The organism is Nocardia alni (assembly GCF_019038435.1).
Taxonomy (GTDB): Bacteria; Actinomycetota; Actinomycetes; order Mycobacteriales; family Mycobacteriaceae; genus Nocardia; species Nocardia alni.
Genome location: NZ_JAGPOX010000101.1, coordinates 14,658 through 36,821 on the forward strand (window position 1 = coordinate 14,658; position 22,164 = coordinate 36,821).

Here is a 22,164-nt window from a genome sequence, read left to right on the forward strand (position 1 = left end):
GCCCGCTATCTTCCCGCCATGCCCGTGGTGGCGATGCCTCGGATGAAGGCCTTCTGCGCGAAGGCGTAGATGACGATCATGGGCACCAGCATCATGATCGAGGCGGCCATCAGGACCGGCCAGTGGGAGGTGTACTGGCCCTGCATCCAGACCAAGCCCAGGTTCAGGGTGGAGATGCTGGTGCGCTGGATCATCACCAGGGGCCAGAGGAAATCGTTCCAGACCGTCACCCAGGTCAGGACGGCCAGGACCATGACGGCCGGGCGGGCGTGGGGGAGTAGGACACGCCAGTACGTCTGCCACACGCTGCAGCCGTCCAGGACCGCGGCCTCCTCCAATTCGGCTGGGAGGGTGAGGAAGAACTGACGCATCAGAAAGGTGCCGAAGGCGCTGCCGAACAGTCCGGGCACGATCATCGCCCACGGGGTGTCCACCCAGCCGAAGGTGCGCATGAGGATGAACTGCGGGATCACGGTGACCGTGAGCGGCACCATGAGGGTGCCGAGATAGGCCAGGAACAGGGTGTCGCGGCCGCGGAACGGCAAGCGCGCGAAGGCGTATCCGGCCAGGGAGCAGAAGAAGACCTGTCCGGCGGTGACGCAGGCGGCGTAGATCACGGTGTTCAGGAACATGCGAGCGAAGGGCACGTATTGGAACACCAGGTGGTAGTTGGACCACTGCGGGTGTGCGGGGATCAGTGAGTTGTTCAGTTGGCCTTGGATCTTCAGAGAACCCGACAGCGCCCATAGGATGGGGAACAGGGCGCACCAGGCCATCACGACCAGTACGACGTAGATGAGCAGTCCGCGCACGCTGCGGCGCACCATGATCTGGCGCGTCACCGGGGAGATCTGCGGCGACTGTGCCGGGGCCGATGTGATCGGTGCCGGGTCGGTCATTGTTCGCCCCTCCTGCCCCAGCGCATCTGTAAATAGGTCAATATCAGCAGGATCGCGAACAGTACCCATGCCAGCGCCGATGCGTAGCCGAGATCGTCGAACTGGAAAGCGTTCTGGAAGAGCATGATCCCGAAGACATAGGTGCCGGACTCGGGTCCGCCTGCACCGCCGGTCAGTACGTAAGCCTGATCGAATGCTTGAAAGGAGTTGATGATCGAGATCACGAAGACGAATCCGAGCGCGGGCCGGATCATCGGCACGGTGATCGACAGCAATCGCCGGAGGCCGCCCGCTCCGTCGATCTTCGCGGCCTCGAGCAGCTCCTCCGGAACACCCTGCATAGCGGCCAGCAGTACCGCTGCGGCGAATGGCACGCTCTTCCAGGTGCTGACCAGGCACAGCGACACCAATGCCCAGTGTGGATCGATCAGCCAGGGTACCGCCGGGATGCCGAACCATCGCAGAATCGTGTTAAGCACACCGGTATCGGGTTCGAAAAGGTAGCTCCACACGACCGCCATCGCGGCGACCGAGGTCACCAGCGGCAGGAACATGACGCTGCGAAAGAATCCGATTCCTTTGACCTTCGCGTTCAGTGCCGCGGCGACGGCCACGCTGATCACCACCGTCGGAATCACCGTGGCGATCGTGAAGATGATCGTATTGACCAGCGCGACGTAGAACATCGGATCACCGGTGAACAGCCGTCTGTAGTTGTCTACCCCGACGAATTTCGGCGCATGAAAAAGATCCCATCGTTGGAAGCTCAGATACAGCGAGAAGGCCAGCGGGATCAGCATGAATATCAGCACCGCAAGCAGATTCGGCACGATGAACCGGCGTCCGGCCGTTGCCTTGCGCCGAGCCAGTGCGGATCGCCGCCGCGTCGGCGTCTGCAGGGACGTGTGGGTCACAGTTGCCCCCTGAGTACATCATCGATATGACTTGTCACAGACCCCTTGAAGTAGGTGGCCGGCGCCGCACCCCGCAGGATGTGGTCCGATGCCCGGCTGAAAGCGTCGTCCACTCGCGCCCAGTTGGGGCTCACGGGAATGGGATTGGAGTTGAATGGCCCGCCCGTCAGCACTCCGAGATTACGAATCCGGCTGTGTGCCTTGGCGAACGCGGGTGAGTTCAGCTGGGATTTCAGCACGGGCACGAACAGTCCCGACTCGGACACCGCCTGCTGTCCGACCGGACCGGTCGCGAATTTCACGAACTCCCACGCCTGCTCTTTGCGTGGACTCGCCGCGGAGATCCCGATTCCCGTGGTGCCGATATCGGATTTCGCGCCGCTACCGTAGGGGCCGACCGGCAGCGGCATGATGTCGAAATCCAGATCCGGGGTCGCGAGCATCGCGCTGTACTGCCAATGTCCGGTCAGCACCATCGCGGCCTTACCCTGGGAGAACAGTTCGATCGAGGGTAGTGCTTCGGCGTCACTGGCGCGCGGTGCGACATGATGTCGCACCGACAGATCCGCATAGAACTGAAACCCCTCGATGAACTCGTCCCCATCGATTCCGGCGCGTTGTGGGTCGATAGCCGGGATGAACCACTGCCCACCGTTGTTCATCCCGAAGATCGACGCGGAATACCGGGGCACCGGCCAAGCATCGACGAAACCCCATTGGGTGGTATCGCCGGACCGATCCCGCTTGGTCAAAGCCTGTGCTGCCGACAGGAATTGGTCGAAGGTCCACGCCTTCTCCCAGCTTCCTGGAGGTTCGGGAACACCGGCCTCCTGAAACAGTTTCCTGTTGTAATACAGAAAGATTCCGGCCCATTGCTCGGGCAGGACGTACTGTCCGCCTCGATAGCGGAACATATCGTAGAGCGCGGGTTCGCCGTCGTCGCGAATGCGCGCGGCGAAGGTGGGATCGGCGTCGATATAAGGGTTGAGGTTTTCCAGAATGCCCAGTTCCACGAAGTGCGAATAGGATTCCCACTGCATGATCACGTCCGGGCATTTTCCGCCTGCGGCGTAGGTGAGGATCTGCTGGTTCGGATCCGGGCCCGAAAGCTGCACCTCGACCTTGATATCCGGCCGCAGCCTGGCGAACGCCTGGATGATCTGCATCCGCACCTTCGCCTCGTCGGGCGCGGCCTGGAAGAAGAACGTCAGCGCGTCCGAGGACGATCCGCATCCGGCCAGGCTCGGCACGGCCAGCGAGGCGCCCGCGAGCGCGCCGCCGCGGAGTAGATCACGCCGGTTGAGCATCGATGCCCTCCCGATTCAGGTGGGGACGAAACGAGGCTCACCGTAGCCAAACCCCCGTCGTTCCCGCATGCTTTTGGGCGGAAACGACGGGGGTGTGGAACTACTGTGGCGCTTGCAGATATACCGGCAGTTCGATGTGCCCGTTGGAGATGAAGCTGCCCACATGCGGTAGTGCGCCGGGGTCCGTGGCGAATCGTAGTTCGGGGAATCGGGCGAACAGCGCGGGCAGCGCGACCGCGGCCTCGAGCCGGGCCAGCGGCGCGCCGAGGCAGTGGTGTGCGCCGTAGCCGAAGGCCAGATGCTGATCCTTGGTGGTGCGTGCGGGATCGAACTCGTCGGCGGTGTCGCCGTGCACCTTCGGGTCTCGGTTGGCCCCCGCGTAGGAGGCCAGGATCGCCTCCCCCTTGGGGATGGTCAGGTCGCCGATGACGATGTCCTCCACCGCGTAGCGCAGCGGCAGATGTGCGACGGGGGCCTGGTAGCGCAGCGTCTCCTCGATCACGTCGGACCACGGGATCCGTTCGGCCAGTACGTCATCGCGCAGCCGCGGCCGGGTCAGCAGGGCGTGGATGGCCTGGTCGAGCAGGTTGACCGTGGTCTCGTGACCGGCGTTGACGATCAGCACCAGGGTGCCGACGAGTTCGGCCTCCGACAGTCGTGAGCCGTCCTCCTCACGCGTGCCGATCAGTACGGTGGTGATGTCGTCGGCGGGGTTCTCACGGCGGTAGGCGACGAGTTCACCGACCAGGCGCAGTATTTCGAGGTAGTTGGCTGTCGACTGCTCGGGCGTGAACGAGCCGTCGAAGAAGCCGTCGACGCAGGCGTGGATGGCGGCGTCCAGATGATCTGGCACGCCGATCAATTCGCTGATCACCTTGATCGGCACCGGATAGGCGTAGCCGGCCCGCAGATCGGTCACCTCGCCGCCTGGCGTGGCCGCCAGCATGTCCAGCAGGCCGGTCGCGATCTCCTCGATGCGCGGGCGCAGATCCTGGGTGCGGCGGTTGGTGAAGGCGGGGGACACCAGCCGCCGCAGCCGCCGGTGCTCGGGGCCGTAGGCGGTGAACATGTTCTCCGCGATCACCCATGGCAGCAGCGGCCACGCCTCGGTGATCTCGCCGTTGACGAACGCCGACCAGTGCCGGCGCGGATCCTTCGACACCCGCGGATCGGTCAGCAGGGCGCGCAGGACCGTGGCGTCTGTCACCGACCAGGCCGGAACGCCGCCGGGCAACTCGACCGGCGTCACCGGGCCGCGTGCGCGGATCCGCGCGGACTCGCCTTGAATGTCGACGCCACTGGTATCCAGGACGATCGGTTCGTATGTCATGACGTACTTCCTCGGAGATTCGACGCGGGAGACTTGGGGAATTCGACCGGCAGCCCGGTCATCGCCCGGTGGAAAGGCCCGGGCCGCCAGGTCAATTCGTGTTTCGGCACGGTCAGGAACAGGTCGGGCAGCACGTCCAGGAGCTGATCGATCGCCTCCTGTACCACCAGATAGGCCACCGAGCGGGCCGGGCAGGCGTGCGGCCCGGCGCCCCACGCCAGATGCGAGCGGTTGCCGGTGCGGTCGCCGCCCGCGATCGCGGGGTCGTTGTTGCATCCGGCCAGACTGATCACCACCGGCTGGTTCGCGGGCAGCCAGGTGTTGTCGATCAGGAGTGCTTGGCGCGGAAAGGTTATCGAGAAGTTCGCCATCGGCGGATCGTTGAACAGCACCTCGTCCAGCGCGTCGCGGGTGGACAGGGAACCGCCCAGGAATCCGCCGGCGAACCGCTCGTCGGTGAGCATCAGCAGCAGCGTGTTGGTGATCAGATTGGTCTGCGGCTCGATCGCCGCGCCGTAGAAGCTGATCAGGTTGCAGAGGATCTCCTCCTCGTCCAGACCCACCGGATGGTGTGTCAGGCGCGAGGTCACGTCGTCGCAGGGATCGTTGCGGCGCAGCGCGATCAGCTCCAGCAGCGCTTCGCTCAGATGCCGCATGCCCCATGCGGCGTCGACGGTGTCGAACAGCGCGGCCATGCCGGCCGCCACCCGCCGGCCCAATTCCGGTGGGCAGCCGACCATTCGGTTGAGCACCTCGAAAACCAGCGGAAAGGCGTACTGCGTCTGGAGATCCGCCGTCCCCGCCTCGCGGAAACTGTCGATCAGCGGCACGGCGATGCGCTCGACCGTGGCCTGCAGCGCGCGCAGGTCGATTCCGTCGATGGCGGCCACGTACGCCTGCCGGTAGCGGGCGTGGGTGAGTCCGGCGTTGCGCAGCGCGTTGGGGTACCACTGCATCATCGGACGCACGGGGCAGTCCTGCGGGATCGAGTCCTGCCAGCCGCGCGGGTCTGCGGGAAAGTGCCCGGGATCGTTGAGGATTCGCAATGCCGTGCGATAGCCGACGACCAGTGTCGCGGGCACGCCCGGCGACAGCTCGATCGGCACCAGTGAACCGTGACGACGGCGCATGTCGCGATAGGCGCCGTGCGGGTCGGCGGCGAATTCCGTTGTATCCAACGGTATCCGGGGTCCGTTGGAGTCGAACGGTGAACCGTGCTGGACGGGACAGGCCGGGAGAGACGACGGCGTGGGCAACACCGCGACTCCCGGCGAGAGTGTCCGAACACGGCCGGGCCGGGCGGCAACCACGTGAATCTCTCCCTCACAACCGTTGTAGGACAGGAGGTTCGACGACACCGATCGGACAAGCCCCACCGGTCCCCCCAAACGCGACAACAGTCTCAGGATAACAGTTCTGCCGCGAACTCCGTCGGTGCCAACTCATTTCGGCGACCGCGACACCCATGGAATGGCTGGAGAAGTGCGGTACGACGCGACCGAATTCCCGATCCGAGATCTCCCGTAATGTCGCGTCGAGCCGGTCGGCCCGGATGGCTGCACGGGCAGATGAATTGCTTCGGCCATCGCGTGGATCTGTGCATCGTGGCTGGTGGTGGCCGTTTACCGGACGGGCATCGCGAATTCATCGGATCATTCCGCGTCGGATTACCGAATGTACTTTTCCAGCTGCGACTGTTCCAGTACAGGGCTATTCGGTGACCGGTCCGCCTATGCGCGGACCTCGACCATCCGCGGTGAATTTCATGACCCCTATACGAAATTCGGGAGCCAGAAGCATGAACCGTACATCCGGCACCACCAGGCGAACTGTCCTCGGCGGCATGATGGCCGCCGCCGGACTGGCAGGTATCGGCGAGCTGCCCGCGTGTGCCGCGCCGAGCCGCGGGGGCCTCGCCGATGTCGAGCATGTGGTGATCCTGATGCAGGAGAACCGGTCGTTCGATCATTATTTCGGCACCATGGCCGGGGTTCGCGGATTCGGTGACCGGACTGCGGTGCGGTTGTCCCCCGGTGCCGCCGGGCCGGTGATCTCCGGAAGTGGTTCGGGCAGTGCGAGGTTCGCGGGTCTCGATGCGGGCAGCGCCGTGCCGGGCGCCGCGGGGCGGGCGTCGGTGTTCGCCCAGCCCGATACGTCCAGCGGCGTCGGCTATCGGCTGCCGTTCCGGATCGATACCGGTGCGGTGGACGGACAGGACATGGCCGACCTGCCGCACGACTGGACGACGACCCATCGGGCCTGGGCCGGCGGCGCCTACGACGGCTGGGCGCCGGCCAAGTCGCCCATGACGATGGGCTATTTCACCGAGGCCGATATCCCGTTCCACCGGGCACTGGCCGGCTCGTTCACCCTGTGCGACAACTACTACTGCTCGATCCTGGGGCCGACGACGCCGAATCGGCTCTACCACTGGACCGGAACCATCGATCCCGGCGGCATCATGGGCGGTCCCGCGACCGACAATCCACCGGACTACAAGCCGGTGTTCCGCTGGACCACCTATCCCGAACGCCTGCAGCAGGCGGGCATCTCGTGGCAGATCTACGCCAACGACGTCATCGGTGACGACTCGACCAAGCCGTTCCTCGGCGATTACGGCGACAACCCGCTGTGGCTGTTCCACGCCTACCACGACGCGCTGAACTCTTCGGATCCGAAGGTGCGGCAACTGGCGCAGCGGGCCAACGTCACCGGAGGCTGGCCCGCCGAAGGAACACAGGACGGCGGGAACATCGATTACGTTCTGCAGCAGTTCATCACCGCGTGCGAGACCAACTCCCTGCCCAAGGTGTCGTGGATCGTGGCGCCCTACGGCTACTGCGAACATCCGGCCGCGCGACCGGTGGATGGCGAGGCGTATGTCGAGCGGGTGCTGAAGGCGTTGTGGGGCAACCAGGATCTGTGGCGCTCGACCGTGGTGTTCATCAACTACGACGAGAACGACGGGCTGTTCGATCACGTGGTGCCCCCGACCGCACCGGCCGGGACCGCGGGTGAGGAACTGCCGCTGAACCAGAGTGGGATCGGCGTCCCGGTTGCGCAGGGTGCGGGACCGCTGGCCCCGATCGGGCTCGGCCCCCGGGTGCCTATGCTGGTGATCTCACCGTGGAGTCGCGGCGGATGGGTCAATTCCCAGGTGTTCGATCACACCTCGGTGCTGCGGTTTCTCGAACAATGGACCGGTGTGCGCGAACCGAATATCTCCGACTGGCGGCGCGCGGTCTGCGGTGATCTGATGAGCTGCTTCGATTTCAGCCACGCCGACACCAGCATTCCGGCGCTTCCCGCCGCGAATGCCCTTCGCGCGCAGGCCGATCAGACACAGTCCAAACTTCCCGCGCCATACCCTCCGGCGAATCAGTCCATGCCACAGCAGGATCCGGGCTCAGCCAAGGCTCGGCCGCTGCCGTATCAGCCGGTCGTCTGGGCGGAGGTCGGCGCGGGGAACCTGACCGTGCACCTGGCCAACCGTGGGAAGGAGGCGGTGGCGTTCCAGGCGTATTCCTATGGTGCGCAGACGGCGGTCACCCAGATCGTCGTCTCCGGCGGCGGTGCGACCGATCAGCCGATCACCTATTCCGGACGGTACGACCTCGCGGTCCACGGCCCGAACGGATTCCTGTTCGCCGCGGCCGGCGGGCCGGAGACTGCGGGGATCGCGGTGTCGGCGGCACTGGGCGGGACCGCCGATCGGCCCGCCCTCGTGCTGACGGTGCGGAACTCCACGTCCGCGACGGCCGCCTTCGTCGTCGGCGGCAAGGATCGGTTCACGGTCGACCCCGGCGCGTCGCATGTGGTGGCGGTGCCGACCTCGGACGGGTGGTACGACCTCACCCTGGCAGGCGCCTCCGACAACGCCTGGTCCCGCCGGTTCGCCGGTCACCTGGAGAACGGAAAGCCGAGCCGGACGGCGTGACGCGGGCGGGTGCGCCGAGCGGCGCGCCCTGCGAGCCCGGGCCGGTAGGCAGTGCGGGCGTCCGGTTCGGCGGTGCCTGCCGGGCGGTCGACCGGCATCAGGCAGGATAGGGGCGTGATCGGTAATCGTAACCAGTCCGCTCCCGCGCCCGACCGCGCGATTCGCCCGCCGTCACCGCATCCGTCGGGTGCCCGGCCACCGGCGATTCCGGCGGAATTCGTGCCCCGGCACGTCGCGCTGGTGATGGACGGCAACGGACGGTGGGCGCAGGAGCGGGGGTTGCCGCGCACCGCCGGGCACGAGCAGGGCGAGGCGGTGCTCATGGACACCGTCGAGGGCTGTATCGAGATCGGCGTCAAATGGCTTTCGGCCTATGCCTTTTCGACCGAGAACTGGAAGCGCAGCCCCGACGAGGTGCGCTTCCTGATGGGCTTCAACCGTGACGTGATCCGCCGCCGCCGCGACGAGATGCACGAGATGGGCGTGCGAGTGCGGTGGGCCGGGCGCCGGCCGCGGTTGTGGCGCAGCGTGATCAATGAATTGGAGGTCGCCGAGGAGTTGACCAAGGACAACACGGTGATGACCCTGACCATGTGCGTCAACTACGGTGGTCGCGCCGAAATCGTCGATGCCGTACGGGAAATCGCGCGGCGCGCGGCGGCCGGTGAGCTGAATCCGGAGCGGATCACCGAGGCTACCTTCGGCAGGTATCTGGACGAGCCGGATATGCCGGACGTGGACGTGTTCCTGCGGCCCTCGGGTGAGCTGCGCAGTTCCAACTTCCTGATCTGGCAATCGGCGTACGCCGAATTCGTGTACCAGAACACGCTGTTCCCGGACTTCGACCGCCGCAATCTGTGGGATGCGTGCCTGGAATACGCCAAGCGGGACCGCCGATTCGGAGGTGTGAAGTGAGCGAATCCACGAATGAATCGGATTCGGGTACAACCGAATCCGCGATAGATCTACAGGTCAAGGCCGGAGCATGTCTGGCGCACTACGGCGCGGTGGATGTGCGGGTCGAGGGCGCCACGCTCGCGTTCGAGTACGAGGGCTCGCTGTGCTCACTGCGTGCGGTGACGTTGGCCCCCGGCCTGGACGTGCTCACCCTCACCCTGGTGCTGGCCTGGGATCGCCCGCTCAAACCCCAGTTGCACAAGCGCGTCGCCGAGCGCAACAGCGCCTTGCAGTTCGGCTCGCTCAGCGTCATCGGCCACGACAAACTGGCCGACGTGATCATGCGCTACACGTTCCCGGCCGCGGGTCTGGAGGACGAGGCGATGGCGACGATGTTGCTGCTGGTGCTGTCGGGTGCGAGCCGGGCGCGTCAAGGTTTGCTGCCCTGAGTGCGGAAACCTGCCGATTTACGGTCGGGCCCGTGCCGCCGCGCACTCGCAGCAGGTACCGAACACCTCCAGGGTGTGGCTGATGTCGGTGAATCCGTGCTGTCCCGCAACGGATTCCGCCCATGCCTCCACCGTCGGCCCCTCCACCTCCACGGTGCGCCCGCAAGTCCGGCACACCAGGTGATGATGATGGCCCTTGGAACACTGCCGGTACACCGACTCGCCGGTGTCGGTGCGCAGCACGTCCACGATGCCCGCGTCGGCCAGCGACTGCAGAGTGCGATAGACCGTGGTCAGGCCGATGCCCTCACCGCGTCGGCGCAGCTCGTCGTGCAGGTCCTGCGCGGACCGGAACTCCTCGATATCGCCGAGGAGCGCGGTGATCGCGCTGCGCTGCCGGGTGCTGCGCACACCCACGGTCTTTTCTGCCTGTCCCACCGTTATCCTTCCTCGGCGTGTGCCACCGCATCCACCACGATGCGGGCGAGATGGTCGTCGACCAACTCGTAGATCACCTCGCGGCCGGTGCGCAGGCCGCGCACCACCCCGGCGGATTTCAGGATCCGCAGGTGTTGGCTGACCAGTGGCTGTGTCACTCCCAGGGTGTCGACCAGCTCGTGCACGCAGCGCGGCGACTCGCGCAGCTGCAGGACGATGGCGATGCGCACCGGCGCGGCCAGCGCACGCAACAGCTCACCCGCGTTCTCCAGCACCGGGCGCCCGGGCACGCTGGGTGCGACCGGGGCGCGGTAGGGATACGGGTCGTGCGGAATGGGGGTGGGCGCCTCCACCGCGACGCGGCTACGGCGTGCGGGTGTGCCGCTGTCGGTGGTCATCGAATGCCAACTCCTTATCGGAAACCGATGCCATTATTAATATGCAAAAGTGCGCATGTCAACTAGCAACACCGGCTCTCCTGGACCACAGGTGCTGACCTCGAGGAACGAGAACGTGCTGAGTGCGGTCGAGAGGGCGGCAAGCTGCCGGGTACGCCCAGAATCGGCTCGGCACACGACTGTCGGCACGCGTGCGGGACCGGCGACGGCACCCAGTCGTGCGCTGAAAACGCGGAGAGGCGGCTTGGCATACTGCGTGGACCGCTTGTCTGGACGCCCGATACCCTGGGACGAATCGCCGTTCACCATTGCAGAGGGAGAGCTCCAGCCGTGGCACCCAAGTCGAAGGTCGACACCGTCGCCAATCTTGCCAAGCGTCGGGGTCTCGTGTTCCCGAGCGGCGAGATCTACGGAGGGACCCGGTCGGCGTGGGATTACGGGCCGTTGGGCGTGGAGTTGAAGGAGAACATCAAGCGCCAGTGGTGGCGGGCCATGGTCACCAGCCGCGACGATATCGTCGGGTTGGATTCTGCGGTGATTCTGCCGCGCCAGGTGTGGGTGGCCTCGGGCCATGTCGGCGTGTTCAACGATCCGCTGGTGGAATGCCTGAACTGCCACAAGCGGCACCGGCAGGACCATCTGCAGGAGGCCTACGCCGAGAAGCACAAGGTCCAGGACCCGGACAGCGTCTCGATGGAGCTGGTCGGCTGTCCGGACTGCGGCACGGTCGGCCAGTGGACCGAGCCGCGCGACTTCAACATGATGCTCAAGACCTACCTGGGCCCGGTCGAGTCCGAGGAGGGCATGCACTACCTGCGGCCCGAGACCGCGCAGGGCATCTTCGTCAACTACAAGAACGTGGAGACCACCGCGCGCAAGAAGCCCCCGTTCGGCATCGCGCAGATCGGCAAGAGCTTCCGCAACGAGATCACTCCCGGCAACTTCATCTTCCGCACTCGCGAGTTCGAGCAGATGGAGATGGAGTTCTTCGTCAAGCCGGGTGAGGACGAGCAGTGGCATCAGTACTGGATCGACACGCGCAAGGCCTGGTACACCGACCTGGGTATTGATCCGGAGAACCTGCGCCTGTACGAACACCCGAAGGAGAAGCTCTCGCACTATTCGACCCGCACGGTCGACATCGAGTACCGTTTCCACTTCGTCGGCAGCGAATGGGGTGAGCTGGAGGGTGTGGCCAACCGCACCGACTTCGACCTGAAGACGCATTCGGACCATTCCGGCGTCGATCTGAGCTTCTTCGACCAGAACTCCGGCGAGCGCTACACCCCGTACGTGATCGAACCGGCCGCCGGTCTGACCCGCTCGCTCATGGCGTTCCTGATCGACGCGTATTCCGAAGACGAAGCGCCGAATGCCAAGGGCGTCATGGAGAAGCGGACAGTGCTGCGCCTGGACCGCCGGCTCGCGCCGGTGAAGGCCGCGGTACTTCCCTTGTCGCGCAACGCCGATCTGTCGCCGAAGGCGAAAGACCTTGCCGCGCAGCTGCGCAAGAACTGGAACATCGACTTCGACGACGCGGGCGCCATCGGCCGTCGTTACCGTCGTCAGGACGAGGTCGGCACGCCGTTCTGCATCACCGTAGACTTCGACACCCTCGAGGATCAGGCGGTGACGGTGCGCGAGCGGGATTCGATGGCGCAGGAGCGGATCGGTCTGGACCAGGTGGAGGGCTATCTGGCTCAGCGGTTGATCGGATCCTGAGAGTTCCGGCGGAAATAACGGATCGGGAAACACTGTTCGGCTATGTCATAGGCAGTCATCGCACGAAGGAGCGAGTCATGGCACAGGCAGTGAAGTTCGATCGGTATGGCGGGATCGACGTACTGAACGTGGTCGAGATTCCCGAGCCGGTGGCGGGGCCGGGGCAGCTCGTGGTGCAGGTTGTCGCGGCCTCGATCAACCCGGGGGAGTGGAAGATTCGCCAGGGTCTGCTGCACGAGCGCTGGCCCGCGACGTTCCCGTCCGGTCAGGGCAGTGATTTCGCCGGCCGGGTGGTCGCGGTCGGTGACGGGGTGAGCGGCGTGGCCGTGGGGGACGAGGTGGTCGGATTCAGCGACGAGCGCTCCAGCCAGGCGACGCATGTGGTCGTCCCGGTCGGTCAGGTGACGCCCAAGCCCGCGGGGCTGTCGTGGGATGTGGCCGGGTCGCTGTACGTCGCGGGTACGACGGCGTTTGCGGCGGTGCGTGCGGTGAGCCCGGAGGCGGGGGACACCGTCGTGGTGTCGGGCGCTGCCGGTGGTGTGGGTTCGCTTGTGGTGCAACTGCTTCGCGCACGCGAGGTAACGGTTGTCGGCATCGCGGGCCCCGGTAACCACGAGTGGTTGCGGTCGGTGGGCGCGGTTCCCGTGGCCTACGGTGACGGTCTGGCCGACCGTATTCGCGCCGCCGCGCCCGACGGTGTCGACGCCTTCATCGACACCTACGGTCCGGACTATGTCGAACTGGCCATCGACCTGGGGGTCAAGCCGGACCGCATCGACACCATCGCCGATTTCGCGGCCGTGGCGAAGTACGGCGTCAAGGCCGAGGGTAGCGGTGCGGCCGCCACCATCGACGTGGTCGCCGGGCTGGCCGATCTCGCCGCCTCGGGCAAGCTCGACGTCCCCATCGCGGGTACATACCCGCTCAGCGAGGTTCGCGCCGCCTACAGCGAGTTGGAGGCCGGGCACACGCACGGCAAGATCGTCCTGCGTCCTTGATCGGGTCTCGCGTGTCGCACCCCGCGTTCGGGCGGGGTGCGACCTTGCGAAAAAGTCCCGACCGCAACGGGTTCACCCGGGGAGGGATCTGGATTATCCAGACATAACCGGCCTCAAACGTCGGCGTCGGAATCCCGCCAACGGCTGTACCGAGGGTTGAACGCGCAGTATCGTGTGCACGCGAAAGTTTGTGCCGCGCGGGGGTATAGGCGCGACGTGGCGGGTACGGCGAGGGAGATGTGGTGGCCTCAGCGCGGATGTCGCGCGATCGGCTCGATCGACTGCTCCAATTCTGGGTAGCGCTGGCCGCGTTGGCCGGGCTGGTGATCTTCGGTGTGGCGGCGGTGTCGGCATTCGATATTCGCGCCTGGGTGGCCGGGGTGCTGTGCGTGTTGCTCGCGACGCCGTGCGCGTTGATCGTGGCGCTGCACATCGTCGTCGAGGTGGCGGAATACGCGCTGGGCCTGTTTCGGGTGATCGGCACCGTGCTGGCGGCGCCGTTCCTGATGATCCCGGGCGTGCGGCAGTGGGTGAATCGAATGTGGTTGCCCGACAGTGAATCACATGCAGACGTGGGCCATCCGGAGTGGCGCGACACCATGCCGGATCGGAACTACCCGAATCATCCGTATGCGAATTATCCGCCGCGACAACGAAATTACCCGACGCCGCGACCTCGCCCGCCGCGGTGACATTCGAGACACCGGATGCGGCGCCATTCGCGCTGGTGAGAAGAGCGTAGGTTCGCAAGTGTGCACTTGACTCAGATTCGATTGATAGTTGGGGATTTCGCGCGGTGTGTCGAGTTCTATCGGGATGTGGTCGGGTTGCGGCCGCAGGTCGAGGAGCCCGAGCCGCCGTATGTGGCATTCAAGCCCGAGTTGGGGAGCAGTCTGTGCCTGCATGAGCGGGACGACCTGGATGCCATGCTGGGTGGGGTGTTGCGGGCGGGGAAGGGCGATACGGCGCTGGTGTCGCTGCGGGTGGACGATCTGGACGACTACCTCTCGGTGATTCGAGCCCGGGGCGCCGAGATCGCCAGTGGGCCGGTCGCTTTCGGCGATCGTATCCGGTGCGCCTATCTTCGTGACCCGGATGGGAACCTGATCGAGATTCAGCAGTGGCTGGCGACTCGTTCGGGAGAGCCGGTTCCGCCCGCGAGCTGAAACCGGCCGTCCGCGGGGCTGGACCGCGGCGCCGGTGGTTACGATCGAAGAGTGATCACGCTGGACGCATATACCGGCCATGTCTCGCCGGGGTCGAATCCGCAGCAGCGCTCTGTGCCCGGGGCGCACATTGTGAAGATGTCGGTAGGCCCGGTCGACAACAACAGCTACCTGGTGCAGGACACCGCCACCGGGGCGACCCTGCTCATCGACGCCGCGAACGAGCCCGAACGGCTGCTCGAGCTGGCCGGTCAGGAGGTGTCCGGACAGCTCGAACTGATCGTCACCACCCATCAGCACGCCGACCACTGGCAGGGCCTGGAGAAGGTGGCCGCCGAGACGGGCGCCCCCACCGCCGCCCACGAACTGGACGCCGCCCCCCTGCCGGTTCCGCCGCACCGCCTGCTGGCCGACGGCGAGACGGTCCGGGTCGGCGAACTCGCACTCGAGGCGATCCATCTGCGCGGCCACACCCCGGGCTCGGTGGCCCTGGCCCTGACCGACGGCGCCGGACAGACGCACCTGTTCACCGGCGACTCCCTGTTCCCGGGCGGGGTGGGCCGCACCAGCACCCCGGAGGATTTCGCCTCTCTGTATGGCGACGTGACCGGCAAGCTGTTCGCGCGCTACCCGGACGAGACTGTCGTCTACCCCGGCCACGGCGACGACACCACCCTCGGTACCGAGCGCCCGCATCTCGACGAGTGGCGTGAGCGCGGCTGGTAACCGAACCGTCGGTGCACGGGCTGGTGAGATATACCACGCGTGTCGCCGGCTCGATGCGCGATGGCGAGGCACAGCCATGCCGATCGGCGCAGCGAGCCGGCGCCGACACACGGCGATATCCGGCTCCGCAATCTGGGCGTGATCGAACTTTGGCACACTCGGGGAATGTCCTGGGCTCCGACTCGTCCCATACCCCGCGTAACGATGCCGAACGGTGATCGTGCGCGCGGGTCGGCGGCCGGACGGTGGGTGCGTCGCCTGATCGTCGGGGCGGTGCTGATGGCGCTGGTCCTGGTCCTCGGGACGGCGGTGCGGGTGTGGCAGGTGGCGCGAATCGATGACGACACCCATGCGGACGCGATCCTGGTGCTCGGCGCGGCTCAGTACGACGGGACGCCCTCCTCGGTGTTCCAGGCGCGGTTGGGCCAGGCGTATCGGCTGTTCTCCAGGGGCGTTGCGCCGCTGGTGATCACGGTAGGCGGCAAGCGCCCCGGCGACGCCTACACCGAGGCCGCGGCCGGGAAGATCTATCTGGCCGATCAGGGAATTCCCGCGGACCGGCTGCTGGCGGTGGAAACCGGTTCGGACACCCTGGAGAGCATCAACGCCGTCGCCACCTCGATGCGCACCCGCGATCTGTCCTCGGTGGTGCTGGTCAGCGATCCGTGGCACTCGATGCGCACCCGGACCATGGCGCGCGACGCGGGATTGCGGGCGTGGACCGCGCCGACCCGCACCGGTCCGTCGGTGTACACCCGCGAATCGCAGTTCCACGGAATCGCCCGCGAGACTGCGGCATTGCTGTGGTACAAGCTGACGCATTTCCCCGCCGACTTCAAATACACGGCGGAACAATGAGCATTCGCCAGGAGCAGTGATGGTATGACCGGCCTGCCCGACGCCTATACGGCGCAGGATCGCGAGCGCATGGTGGCCGAGGAGGCCAAGACCGCGGGCCTGAGTTGGGCTCCGGTTCCCGAGCGGCGCAGCGACTTCGCCCGCGACCGCGCCCGGGTGCTGCACTCGGCCGCGCTGCGCCGCCTCGCCGACAAAACCCAGGTCATGGGCCCGCGCGACGGTGACACCCCGCGCACCCGGCTCACCCATTCGCTGGAGGTCGCCCAGATCGGCCGCAGCATCGCCGACGGCCTGGGCTGTGATCCGGACGTGGTGGACCTGGCCGGGCTGGCCCACGATATCGGCCATCCGCCGTACGGCCACAACGGCGAACGCGCCCTGGACGAATTCGCCGATGCCTACGGAGGTTTCGAGGGCAACGCGCAGAACCTGCGGATTCTGACGCGGTTGGAGCCGAAGGTGTTCGGCCCGGACGATACCGAGAGCTTCGGCCTCAACCTGACCCGTGCGGCCCTGGACGCCACCATCAAATACCCCTGGGGCAGAACGGGTTCGGTGCGCAAGTTCGGCGCCTACGAGCAGGACCGGGAGCGCCTGGACTGGGTTCGCAAGGGTGCTCCCGAGCGGCGGCAGTGCCTGGAGTCGCAGGTGATGGACTGGTCCGACGACGTGGCCTATTCGGTGCACGACGTCGAGGACGGGGTGATCGCGGGCCGCATCGACCTGCGGGCGTTGGCCGATCCGGTCGAACAGCGCGCCCTGGCCGACCTCGGTCAGGCCCGCCACCGCGGCATGTCCGACGAGGACCTGATCGCCGCCGCCCAGCGGCTCTCGGAGCTGCCGGTGATCGCCGCATCGGTCGGCTACGACGGCACCCTGCGTGCCTCGGCCGCCCTGAAGCGACTCACCAGCGATCTGGTCGGCCGGTTCGCCACCGCCGCGGTCGAGGCGACCCGGCAGGCGTGCAGCGGCCGGCTGTCCCGCTACAACGCCGACCTCGAGGTGCCGCCCATCGTCGCCGCCGAGGTCGCGATGCTCAAGACGGTCGCCCTGCGCTACGTGATGTCCGATCCCGCCCACCACCGCCGCCAGGCCACGCAGCGCGAGCGCATCGCCCTGGTCGCCGACCACCTGCTCACTACCGCCCCGCACGGCCTGGACCCCGTGCTGCTGCCCTGGTGGGAGGAGGCGACCGACGAGGCCGCGCGGGTGCGCGTGATCGTCGACCAGATCGCGTCGTACACCGAGAGCAGACTCGAGCGCGTTGCCGCTGATATCGGGTAACGGACGCGAACGACGCCGAGGTTGTGAGGCTAGGCCACAGGAACGGACGGCCACTGTGGTGGCTGCACCCGTTCAGCAACACGATGCAGTCGAATAGATACGCCCCAATCTATGCGGCACTATCGCTGCATTGCATCGGCGCTCGTGGCTGACAGCCTTCTTGATCGCGATATCGCAGCAGTTGGAACGGTTGTCGCTGTGGCCGCCGTTCCAGCGTATCTACACGATACGACGCAGGCTAGACTCGCTCCGTGGCTGGCAGACTTCCTGATCGCGATATCGCGGCAATTCGTGACCGCGTGCGCATCGAGGATGTCGTGGGGGAGTACGTCGCGCTGAAACGCGCCGGGGCCGATTCGCTCAAGGGGCTGTGCCCGTTCCACGACGAGAAGTCGCCCTCGTTCCATGTGCGGCCGAATCACGGGCTGTTCCACTGCTTCGGCTGTGGTGAGGGCGGCGATGTGTTCGCGTTCCTGCAGAAGATCGACCATGTCGGGTTCGTCGAGGCCGTCGAGCAGATGGCCGATCGGATCAACTACAAGATCAACTACGAGGGTGGCGGGACCTCGGTACAGCGCGATCGCGGCACCCGAAGCCGGTTGGTCGCCGCGAACGCCGCGGCGCACGAGTTCTACGTCTCGCAGCTGTCCACCCCCGACGCCGCCGCGGCCCGCAAGTACCTCACCGAACGCAACTTCGACGACGCGGCCGCCCGGCACTTCGGCTGCGGCTACGCCCCCAGCGGCTGGGACACCCTCACGAAACACTTGCTGCGCAAGGGTTTCGATATCAAGGAGCTGGAGGCCGCGGGTCTGTCCAAACCCGGCAAGCACGGCCCGATCGATCGCTTCCACCGGCGGCTGCTGTGGCCGATCCGCAATCTGAGCAGTGAGGTCATCGGGTTCGGCGCGCGGCGGCTGTACGACGACGACCAGATGACCGCCAAGTACATCAACACCTCGGAAACGGTGCTGTACAAGAAGTCTCAGGTGTTGTTCGGGCTCGATCTGGCCAAGCGCGAGATCGCCAAGAGCCATCAGGCCGTCGTGGTCGAGGGCTACACCGACGTGATGGCGATGCATCTGGCCGGGGTGACCACGGCCGTCGCCTCCTGCGGCACCGCCTTCGGCGAGGAGCATATGGGGATGCTGCGCCGCCTGCTGATCGACGACAACTTCTGGCGCGGCGAGATCATCTACACCTTCGACGGCGACGCGGCCGGTCAGGCGGCGGCGCTCAAGGCGTTCTCCGGCGACCAGAAGCTGGCCGGGCAGACCTTCATCGCTGTTGCTCCCGACGGCCAGGACCCGTGCGAGCTACGTCAGCACTCCGGCGACGGCGCGGTACGGGATCTGGTGGCGCGCCGGATTCCGTTGTACGAGTTCGTGATCCGCGGCACGCTCGCCGAGCACAACCTGGAATCCCCCGAGGGGCAGGTGGAGGCGCTGCGCCGCACGGTGCCGGTGGTCGCGCAGATCAAGGATTACGCCCTGCGCAAGGCGTACGCGACCAAACTGGCGGGCTGGGTCGGCTGGGACGACATCCAACTGGTGGTGCGCCGCGTCGGTGACGAGGCCAAGCGTCGTCGTGCGGCTCCGCCCGGACGTGAATCCGCCTCCCCGGCAAAGGCTTCCGGCTCGACGGCCGACAAGCCTCCCGCCGAGTCCGTCCCGGTTCGGCCGAATCCCCGTGATCCGGTCCTCCTGTCGCAGCGCCAGACGCTGGCGGCGGCCCTGCAATACCCGGCGATCGCCGGTCCGATGTTCGACACCCTCGAGCACGAGGTGTTCACCCATCCCGCGTACCTGGCCGTCCGCGCCGCGATCGCCGAGGCGGGCGGCACGGCCGCGGGCCTGGGCGGCGCCGAATGGGTGGGCCGAGTCGCCGACCACACCGACGATCTGCTGCTGCGGGAACTGGTCAGCGAGCTTGCCACCGAACAACTACCGGTCAAATCGATGGACGACATCCAGCGCTTCGTCACCGGCATCATCGCCCGCAGCCAGGAGATCTGGATAGGCCGCCAGGTCGCCGAACTGAAGTCGAAACTCCAGCGCATCTCCTCGACCGAACAGCCGGACGCCTACATGTCCCTGTTCGGCGACGTCGTGGCCTTGGAGCAATACCGCAAGAGCCTGCAAGCCCAAGCCATGGGCGCGGTCTAACCCGCCCAGGCGCTCTCTCAGCGACGCAATTGATCGTGCGGGACCAGCACGGTGGTGCGCTCGTCCAGCGGCTCCATCGGCTCCAGCTTCGGCTGGGTGCTGAGCTTGTCCGACAGCTTCTGCCGACTGACCTCGACGAGTTTGCGGGTGACCGGGCTGGCGGCGATGGCACGGCCGGTCTTGCTGATCTGCTCATAGCGGACGCGCCCGGCCTTCGCTCCGAGTATGTACCCGGCCGCAATGCCGATGATCAAGCGCAGCATATCCTCGAGCTCCCTCCGGTCACCTGTCCGCGCCGTACATCCTGCCTGACACCGGGTACGGCTGTCGATCCGGCACTGTTTTCGCTCACCATGCCAGATGGGTCCGACAGTAAATCGCTGTCAGGAATCGGCGAGTTCGGGCGGGAATCCGCCGGTGGCGATCGGGCCCCATCGGTCGATGTGGATGCGGATCAGCGATTTGTTCTGGCGAGCCATCGCCTCGCGGTACTCGTCCCAGTTCGGGTGCTCGCCGGAGATGCAGCGGAAGTATTCGACCAGACCGTCCAGGGCCTGCGGCATATCCAGCACCTCGGCGCGGCCGTCGACCTGGACGTACGGGTCGTTCCAGTCGTCGGAGAGCACGCAGATCGACACCCGTGGGTCGCGGCGGGCATTGGCGGTCTTGGCGCGGCTCGGATACGTCGACACCACGAGGCTGCCGTCCGGAGTCAGGCCGCAGGTCACCGGTGACAGCTGGGGAGTGCCGTCGGTGCGCGAGGTGACCAGGACACCGCGATGGCGCGGCCGCAGGAATTCCAGGAGCGCGTCGTGCTGGACACGGTCCGCTGTGGCGATGCGTGGCATGGGATCCTCTCGGCGCGTGGACGTGGGTGCGGATCCAGGCTACCGGTCGGTGTGATCCACGCCGTATCCGTAACGTCGAAGACCCGTTCGACGACGTTTCTTGTGGCACATGGTCCTCGGGGGGCCGTTTGCGTCATCACGTCGAAATGGGGACCGGGCATGGATTTTCGGCAGCGCGTATCGACTCTGCGTGAGTTCGTGCGGCGGCACCGACTCGCCACGACCATCGCGACGCCTGTGGTAATAGGCGTCGTAGTGGTGGTCGTGGTCGCGGCGTTGCTCTTCGCGACGCCCAACGCGCAGACCCGGCTCACCGCCTCGGTGACCACCTGCCACGACATGGTGACCATCGCGGTCGCCGGGCGCAACGACAGTCCCTCCGCGACGACGACGAAGATGCTGGTCGGCGCGGATGGCAAGCCGCTGCCCGCCGCGACGTCCGACGACTATCACAGCACCTGGGAGGATCCGGTCATCAACGCCCCGACGAGCAAGGTCGCGGCGGGTTCGTATGCCGCGATGTACATCTCGTACCCGGCGAACATGTCCACCTTCGACGATGCGGTCGGCGCCGGCGTCGCGAATACCGAGAAGGTGATGGAGGCGATCCGGCAGGCCTGCCCCAACACGCAATTCGCGATCGTCGGGTACAGCGAGGGCTCCGCCGTGGCGCGGCAGGTAGCCCAGCAGATCGGTGATCAGAAGCCCGCCACCGGCGGCGCCTACGGCATCGTCGATCCATCCAAGGTGACCGGTGTGGTGATCCTGGCCGATAACGGCCGCTCGGCCGGGGACGGCCCGTTCCCCGGTGCGCAGCAACCGTTCGCGCATCCCGACAACTTCGACCAGAACTATCAGACCGGTACGACGCCGACTCCCGGACAGGGGGCAGTGACCGACAGCAGCGGCGGGTTCGGCGCACTGAACGGGCGCGTCGCCTCGTTCTGTTCCGACGGTGATCTCACCTGTGCCGCGCCGCAGAACATTTCGCTGCTGCAGCTGGCGGTGAACGTGGGCAGCCAGATCAACGTCGACGATCTGCAGAACAAGGGTCTCACCCCCGCGACCGGGGCGGACGTCGCGGTGACCCTGGCCAAGATCGGCTTCAACGCGTTCGAATACATTCAGTCGCAGCCGAATTGGATGGCGAGTAAGCAGACGTTCCTCGACGTGCTGCTGAAGGTGTCCGACCCGACTTACAAGCCGGGGCAGGAGCAACCACAGCAGCAGCCCGGTCAGCAGCCGTCGGGTCAGCAGCAACCAGGTCAGCAGCAGCCGGGACAGCAGCAGCCGGGTGAGCAGCTCGGTCAACAGCAGCCCGGCCAGCAAGAACCGGGCCAGCAGCAACCGAATCAGGCCGTGGCCCAGACGATCTCGAGCGATGACCTGTCCTCGCTGGCCTATCTCCCACAGAAGTTCTTCAACGAGATGATCGGCCTGATCGTCACCAACCAGAACACGATCCCGGTGATCATGAGCAATCCGTACCAGCTCACGCTGGGCCCCAACGGAACCGGCCACCACTTCGACTACTGGCGCGATTCGAACTCGGCTGACGGCAAGCCGCTGACCTCCGCCGAATACGCCGCCGCCTGGCTCGTCAACTTGGCCCAGCAGGCGCAGGCGGGCAAGAAGGTCAACACCACGGTCCAGCCCCAGCAAGCCGACGTCGCCGCGGCGTACCAGGCCGGTGTCGATGTCAAGGCCAAGGAGGCCCAGGTGGCGAAGTTGACCACCCCCGCCACCCCCGCGACTGTCTCTTATACACCTCTGACGCTGCCGACGAATAGCCTTGTGGTGTTTTCGGTGGTCGCCCTATCCATAAAAA

21 protein-coding genes are annotated in these 22,164 nt (G+C 66.3%); 12 read left to right on the forward strand and 9 right to left on the reverse strand.

What is annotated here, in order from left to right:
- Positions 1 to 5: 5 nt before the first annotated feature.
- The 5 genes from JZ791_RS30555 to JZ791_RS30575 form a co-directional block, all read right to left on the reverse strand.
- Positions 6 to 827 (reverse strand): carbohydrate ABC transporter permease, encoded by an 822-nt coding sequence (locus JZ791_RS30555; protein WP_254206619.1) that lies wholly within the window; start codon positions 825 to 827, stop codon positions 6 to 8.
- 68 nt (positions 828 to 895) lie between these two features.
- Positions 896 to 1,813, reverse strand: a complete 918-nt coding sequence (locus JZ791_RS30560) for a carbohydrate ABC transporter permease (RefSeq protein ID WP_308163163.1) — start codon at positions 1,811 to 1,813, stop codon at positions 896 to 898.
- Positions 1,810 to 3,120 (reverse strand): extracellular solute-binding protein, encoded by a 1,311-nt coding sequence (locus JZ791_RS30565; RefSeq protein WP_216899054.1) that lies wholly within the window; start codon positions 3,118 to 3,120, stop codon positions 1,810 to 1,812. The genes JZ791_RS30560 and JZ791_RS30565 overlap by 4 nt, the downstream gene beginning before the upstream one ends.
- 100 nt (positions 3,121 to 3,220) lie before the next feature.
- Positions 3,221 to 4,450 carry a cytochrome P450 family protein gene (locus JZ791_RS30570; RefSeq protein ID WP_216899056.1) on the reverse strand — a complete coding sequence of 410 codons (1,230 nt, stop codon included), beginning with the start codon at positions 4,448 to 4,450 and terminating at the stop codon, positions 3,221 to 3,223.
- Positions 4,447 to 5,628, reverse strand: coding sequence for a cytochrome P450 family protein (locus JZ791_RS30575; protein ID WP_438804572.1), 1,182 nt, complete (start codon positions 5,626 to 5,628; stop codon positions 4,447 to 4,449). Before JZ791_RS30575 ends, JZ791_RS30570 begins: the two co-directional genes overlap by 4 nt.
- Before the next feature lie 620 nt (positions 5,629 to 6,248).
- On the opposite strand from JZ791_RS30575, the gene JZ791_RS30580 reads away from it, so the two are divergent.
- The 3 genes from JZ791_RS30580 (at position 6,249) to JZ791_RS30590 (ending at position 9,733) form a co-directional block, all read left to right on the forward strand.
- Positions 6,249 to 8,387, forward strand: a complete 2,139-nt coding sequence (locus JZ791_RS30580) for a phosphocholine-specific phospholipase C (protein ID WP_216899060.1) — start codon at positions 6,249 to 6,251, stop codon at positions 8,385 to 8,387.
- Between the two features lie 114 nt (positions 8,388 to 8,501).
- Positions 8,502 to 9,302, forward strand: a complete 801-nt coding sequence (locus tag JZ791_RS30585; protein ID WP_216899061.1) for an isoprenyl transferase — start codon at positions 8,502 to 8,504, stop codon at positions 9,300 to 9,302.
- Positions 9,299 to 9,733, forward strand: coding sequence for a hypothetical protein (locus tag JZ791_RS30590; RefSeq protein ID WP_216899063.1), 435 nt, complete (start codon positions 9,299 to 9,301; stop codon positions 9,731 to 9,733). Before JZ791_RS30585 ends, JZ791_RS30590 begins: the two co-directional genes overlap by 4 nt.
- An 18-nt stretch (positions 9,734 to 9,751) precedes the next feature.
- Here the strand turns inward: JZ791_RS30590 and JZ791_RS30595 are convergent, their stop codons facing one another.
- Positions 9,752 to 10,171 carry a Fur family transcriptional regulator gene (locus JZ791_RS30595; RefSeq protein WP_308163164.1) on the reverse strand — a complete coding sequence of 140 codons (420 nt, stop codon included), beginning with the start codon at positions 10,169 to 10,171 and terminating at the stop codon, positions 9,752 to 9,754.
- 2 nt (positions 10,172 to 10,173) lie between these two features.
- The gene (locus tag JZ791_RS30600) at positions 10,174 to 10,569 is read right to left on the reverse strand and encodes an ArsR/SmtB family transcription factor (RefSeq protein WP_254206612.1); all 396 of its coding nucleotides are present in this window, start codon (positions 10,567 to 10,569) and stop codon (positions 10,174 to 10,176) included.
- Between the two features lie 330 nt (positions 10,570 to 10,899).
- On the opposite strand from JZ791_RS30600, the gene JZ791_RS30605 reads away from it, so the two are divergent.
- From JZ791_RS30605 to dnaG, 8 genes are all read left to right on the forward strand, one after another.
- Positions 10,900 to 12,291 carry a glycine--tRNA ligase gene (locus tag JZ791_RS30605; RefSeq protein ID WP_216899065.1) on the forward strand — a complete coding sequence of 464 codons (1,392 nt, stop codon included), beginning with the start codon at positions 10,900 to 10,902 and terminating at the stop codon, positions 12,289 to 12,291.
- 77 nt (positions 12,292 to 12,368) lie between these two features.
- A complete protein-coding gene (locus JZ791_RS30610) occupies positions 12,369 to 13,289 on the forward strand; it encodes an NADP-dependent oxidoreductase (protein ID WP_216899067.1) in 921 nt (306 codons plus the stop codon).
- Between the two features lie 242 nt (positions 13,290 to 13,531).
- Entirely contained in the window at positions 13,532 to 13,981 is a 450-nt protein-coding gene (locus JZ791_RS30615) for a hypothetical protein (RefSeq protein ID WP_216899068.1), read from the forward strand.
- 60 nt (positions 13,982 to 14,041) lie between these two features.
- Positions 14,042 to 14,455: a VOC family protein gene (locus JZ791_RS30620; RefSeq protein WP_216899070.1), complete on the forward strand. Its 414-nt coding sequence runs from the start codon at positions 14,042 to 14,044 to the stop codon at positions 14,453 to 14,455.
- Positions 14,456 to 14,506: 51 nt separating this feature from the next.
- Positions 14,507 to 15,181, forward strand: a complete 675-nt coding sequence (locus tag JZ791_RS30625) for an MBL fold metallo-hydrolase (RefSeq protein WP_216899072.1) — start codon at positions 14,507 to 14,509, stop codon at positions 15,179 to 15,181.
- 165 nt (positions 15,182 to 15,346) lie between these two features.
- Complete coding sequence (locus JZ791_RS30630) at positions 15,347 to 16,039, forward strand: YdcF family protein (protein WP_216899074.1); 693 nt, start codon at positions 15,347 to 15,349, stop codon at positions 16,037 to 16,039.
- Positions 16,040 to 16,063: 24 nt separating this feature from the next.
- On the forward strand, positions 16,064 to 17,323 hold the full coding sequence (locus JZ791_RS30635; protein WP_216899076.1) for a deoxyguanosinetriphosphate triphosphohydrolase: 1,260 nt from the start codon (positions 16,064 to 16,066) through the stop codon (positions 17,321 to 17,323).
- 251 nt (positions 17,324 to 17,574) lie between these two features.
- Complete coding sequence (gene dnaG / locus JZ791_RS30640; RefSeq protein ID WP_216899077.1) at positions 17,575 to 19,488, forward strand: DNA primase; 1,914 nt, start codon at positions 17,575 to 17,577, stop codon at positions 19,486 to 19,488.
- Between the two features lie 17 nt (positions 19,489 to 19,505).
- Here the strand turns inward: dnaG and JZ791_RS30645 are convergent, their stop codons facing one another.
- Both JZ791_RS30645 and JZ791_RS30650 read right to left on the reverse strand, forming a co-directional pair.
- Positions 19,506 to 19,751 carry a hypothetical protein gene (locus tag JZ791_RS30645; protein WP_216899078.1) on the reverse strand — a complete coding sequence of 82 codons (246 nt, stop codon included), beginning with the start codon at positions 19,749 to 19,751 and terminating at the stop codon, positions 19,506 to 19,508.
- A 120-nt stretch (positions 19,752 to 19,871) separates the two neighbouring features.
- On the reverse strand, positions 19,872 to 20,336 hold the full coding sequence (locus JZ791_RS30650) for a PPOX class F420-dependent oxidoreductase (protein ID WP_216899079.1): 465 nt from the start codon (positions 20,334 to 20,336) through the stop codon (positions 19,872 to 19,874).
- A gap of 159 nt (positions 20,337 to 20,495) precedes the next feature.
- On the opposite strand from JZ791_RS30650, the gene JZ791_RS47350 reads away from it, so the two are divergent.
- On the forward strand, positions 20,496 to 22,164 hold a 1,669-nt coding region (locus JZ791_RS47350; protein WP_254206614.1), incomplete at its 3' end, for a cutinase family protein.

Excerpts from the sequence above, each read along its gene's own strand:
- JZ791_RS30555 (WP_254206619.1), bottom strand. The coding sequence starts at position 827 with ATGGTGCGCCGCAGCGTGCGCGGACTGCTCATCTACGTCGTACTGGTC.
- JZ791_RS30565 (WP_216899054.1), bottom strand. The coding sequence starts at position 3,120 with ATGCTCAACCGGCGTGATCTACTCCGCGGCGGCGCGCTCGCGGGCGCC.
- JZ791_RS30570 (WP_216899056.1), bottom strand. The coding sequence starts at position 4,450 with ATGACATACGAACCGATCGTCCTGGATACCAGTGGCGTCGACATTCAA.
- JZ791_RS30580 (WP_216899060.1), top strand. The coding sequence starts at position 6,249 with ATGAACCGTACATCCGGCACCACCAGGCGAACTGTCCTCGGCGGCATG.
- JZ791_RS30600 (WP_254206612.1), bottom strand. The coding sequence starts at position 10,569 with ATGACCACCGACAGCGGCACACCCGCACGCCGTAGCCGCGTCGCGGTG.
- JZ791_RS30610 (WP_216899067.1), top strand. The coding sequence starts at position 12,369 with ATGGCACAGGCAGTGAAGTTCGATCGGTATGGCGGGATCGACGTACTG.
- JZ791_RS30630 (WP_216899074.1), top strand. The coding sequence starts at position 15,347 with ATGTCCTGGGCTCCGACTCGTCCCATACCCCGCGTAACGATGCCGAAC.
- JZ791_RS30635 (WP_216899076.1), top strand. The coding sequence starts at position 16,064 with ATGACCGGCCTGCCCGACGCCTATACGGCGCAGGATCGCGAGCGCATG.
- JZ791_RS30645 (WP_216899078.1), bottom strand. The coding sequence starts at position 19,751 with ATGCTGCGCTTGATCATCGGCATTGCGGCCGGGTACATACTCGGAGCG.
- JZ791_RS30650 (WP_216899079.1), bottom strand. The coding sequence starts at position 20,336 with ATGCCACGCATCGCCACAGCGGACCGTGTCCAGCACGACGCGCTCCTG.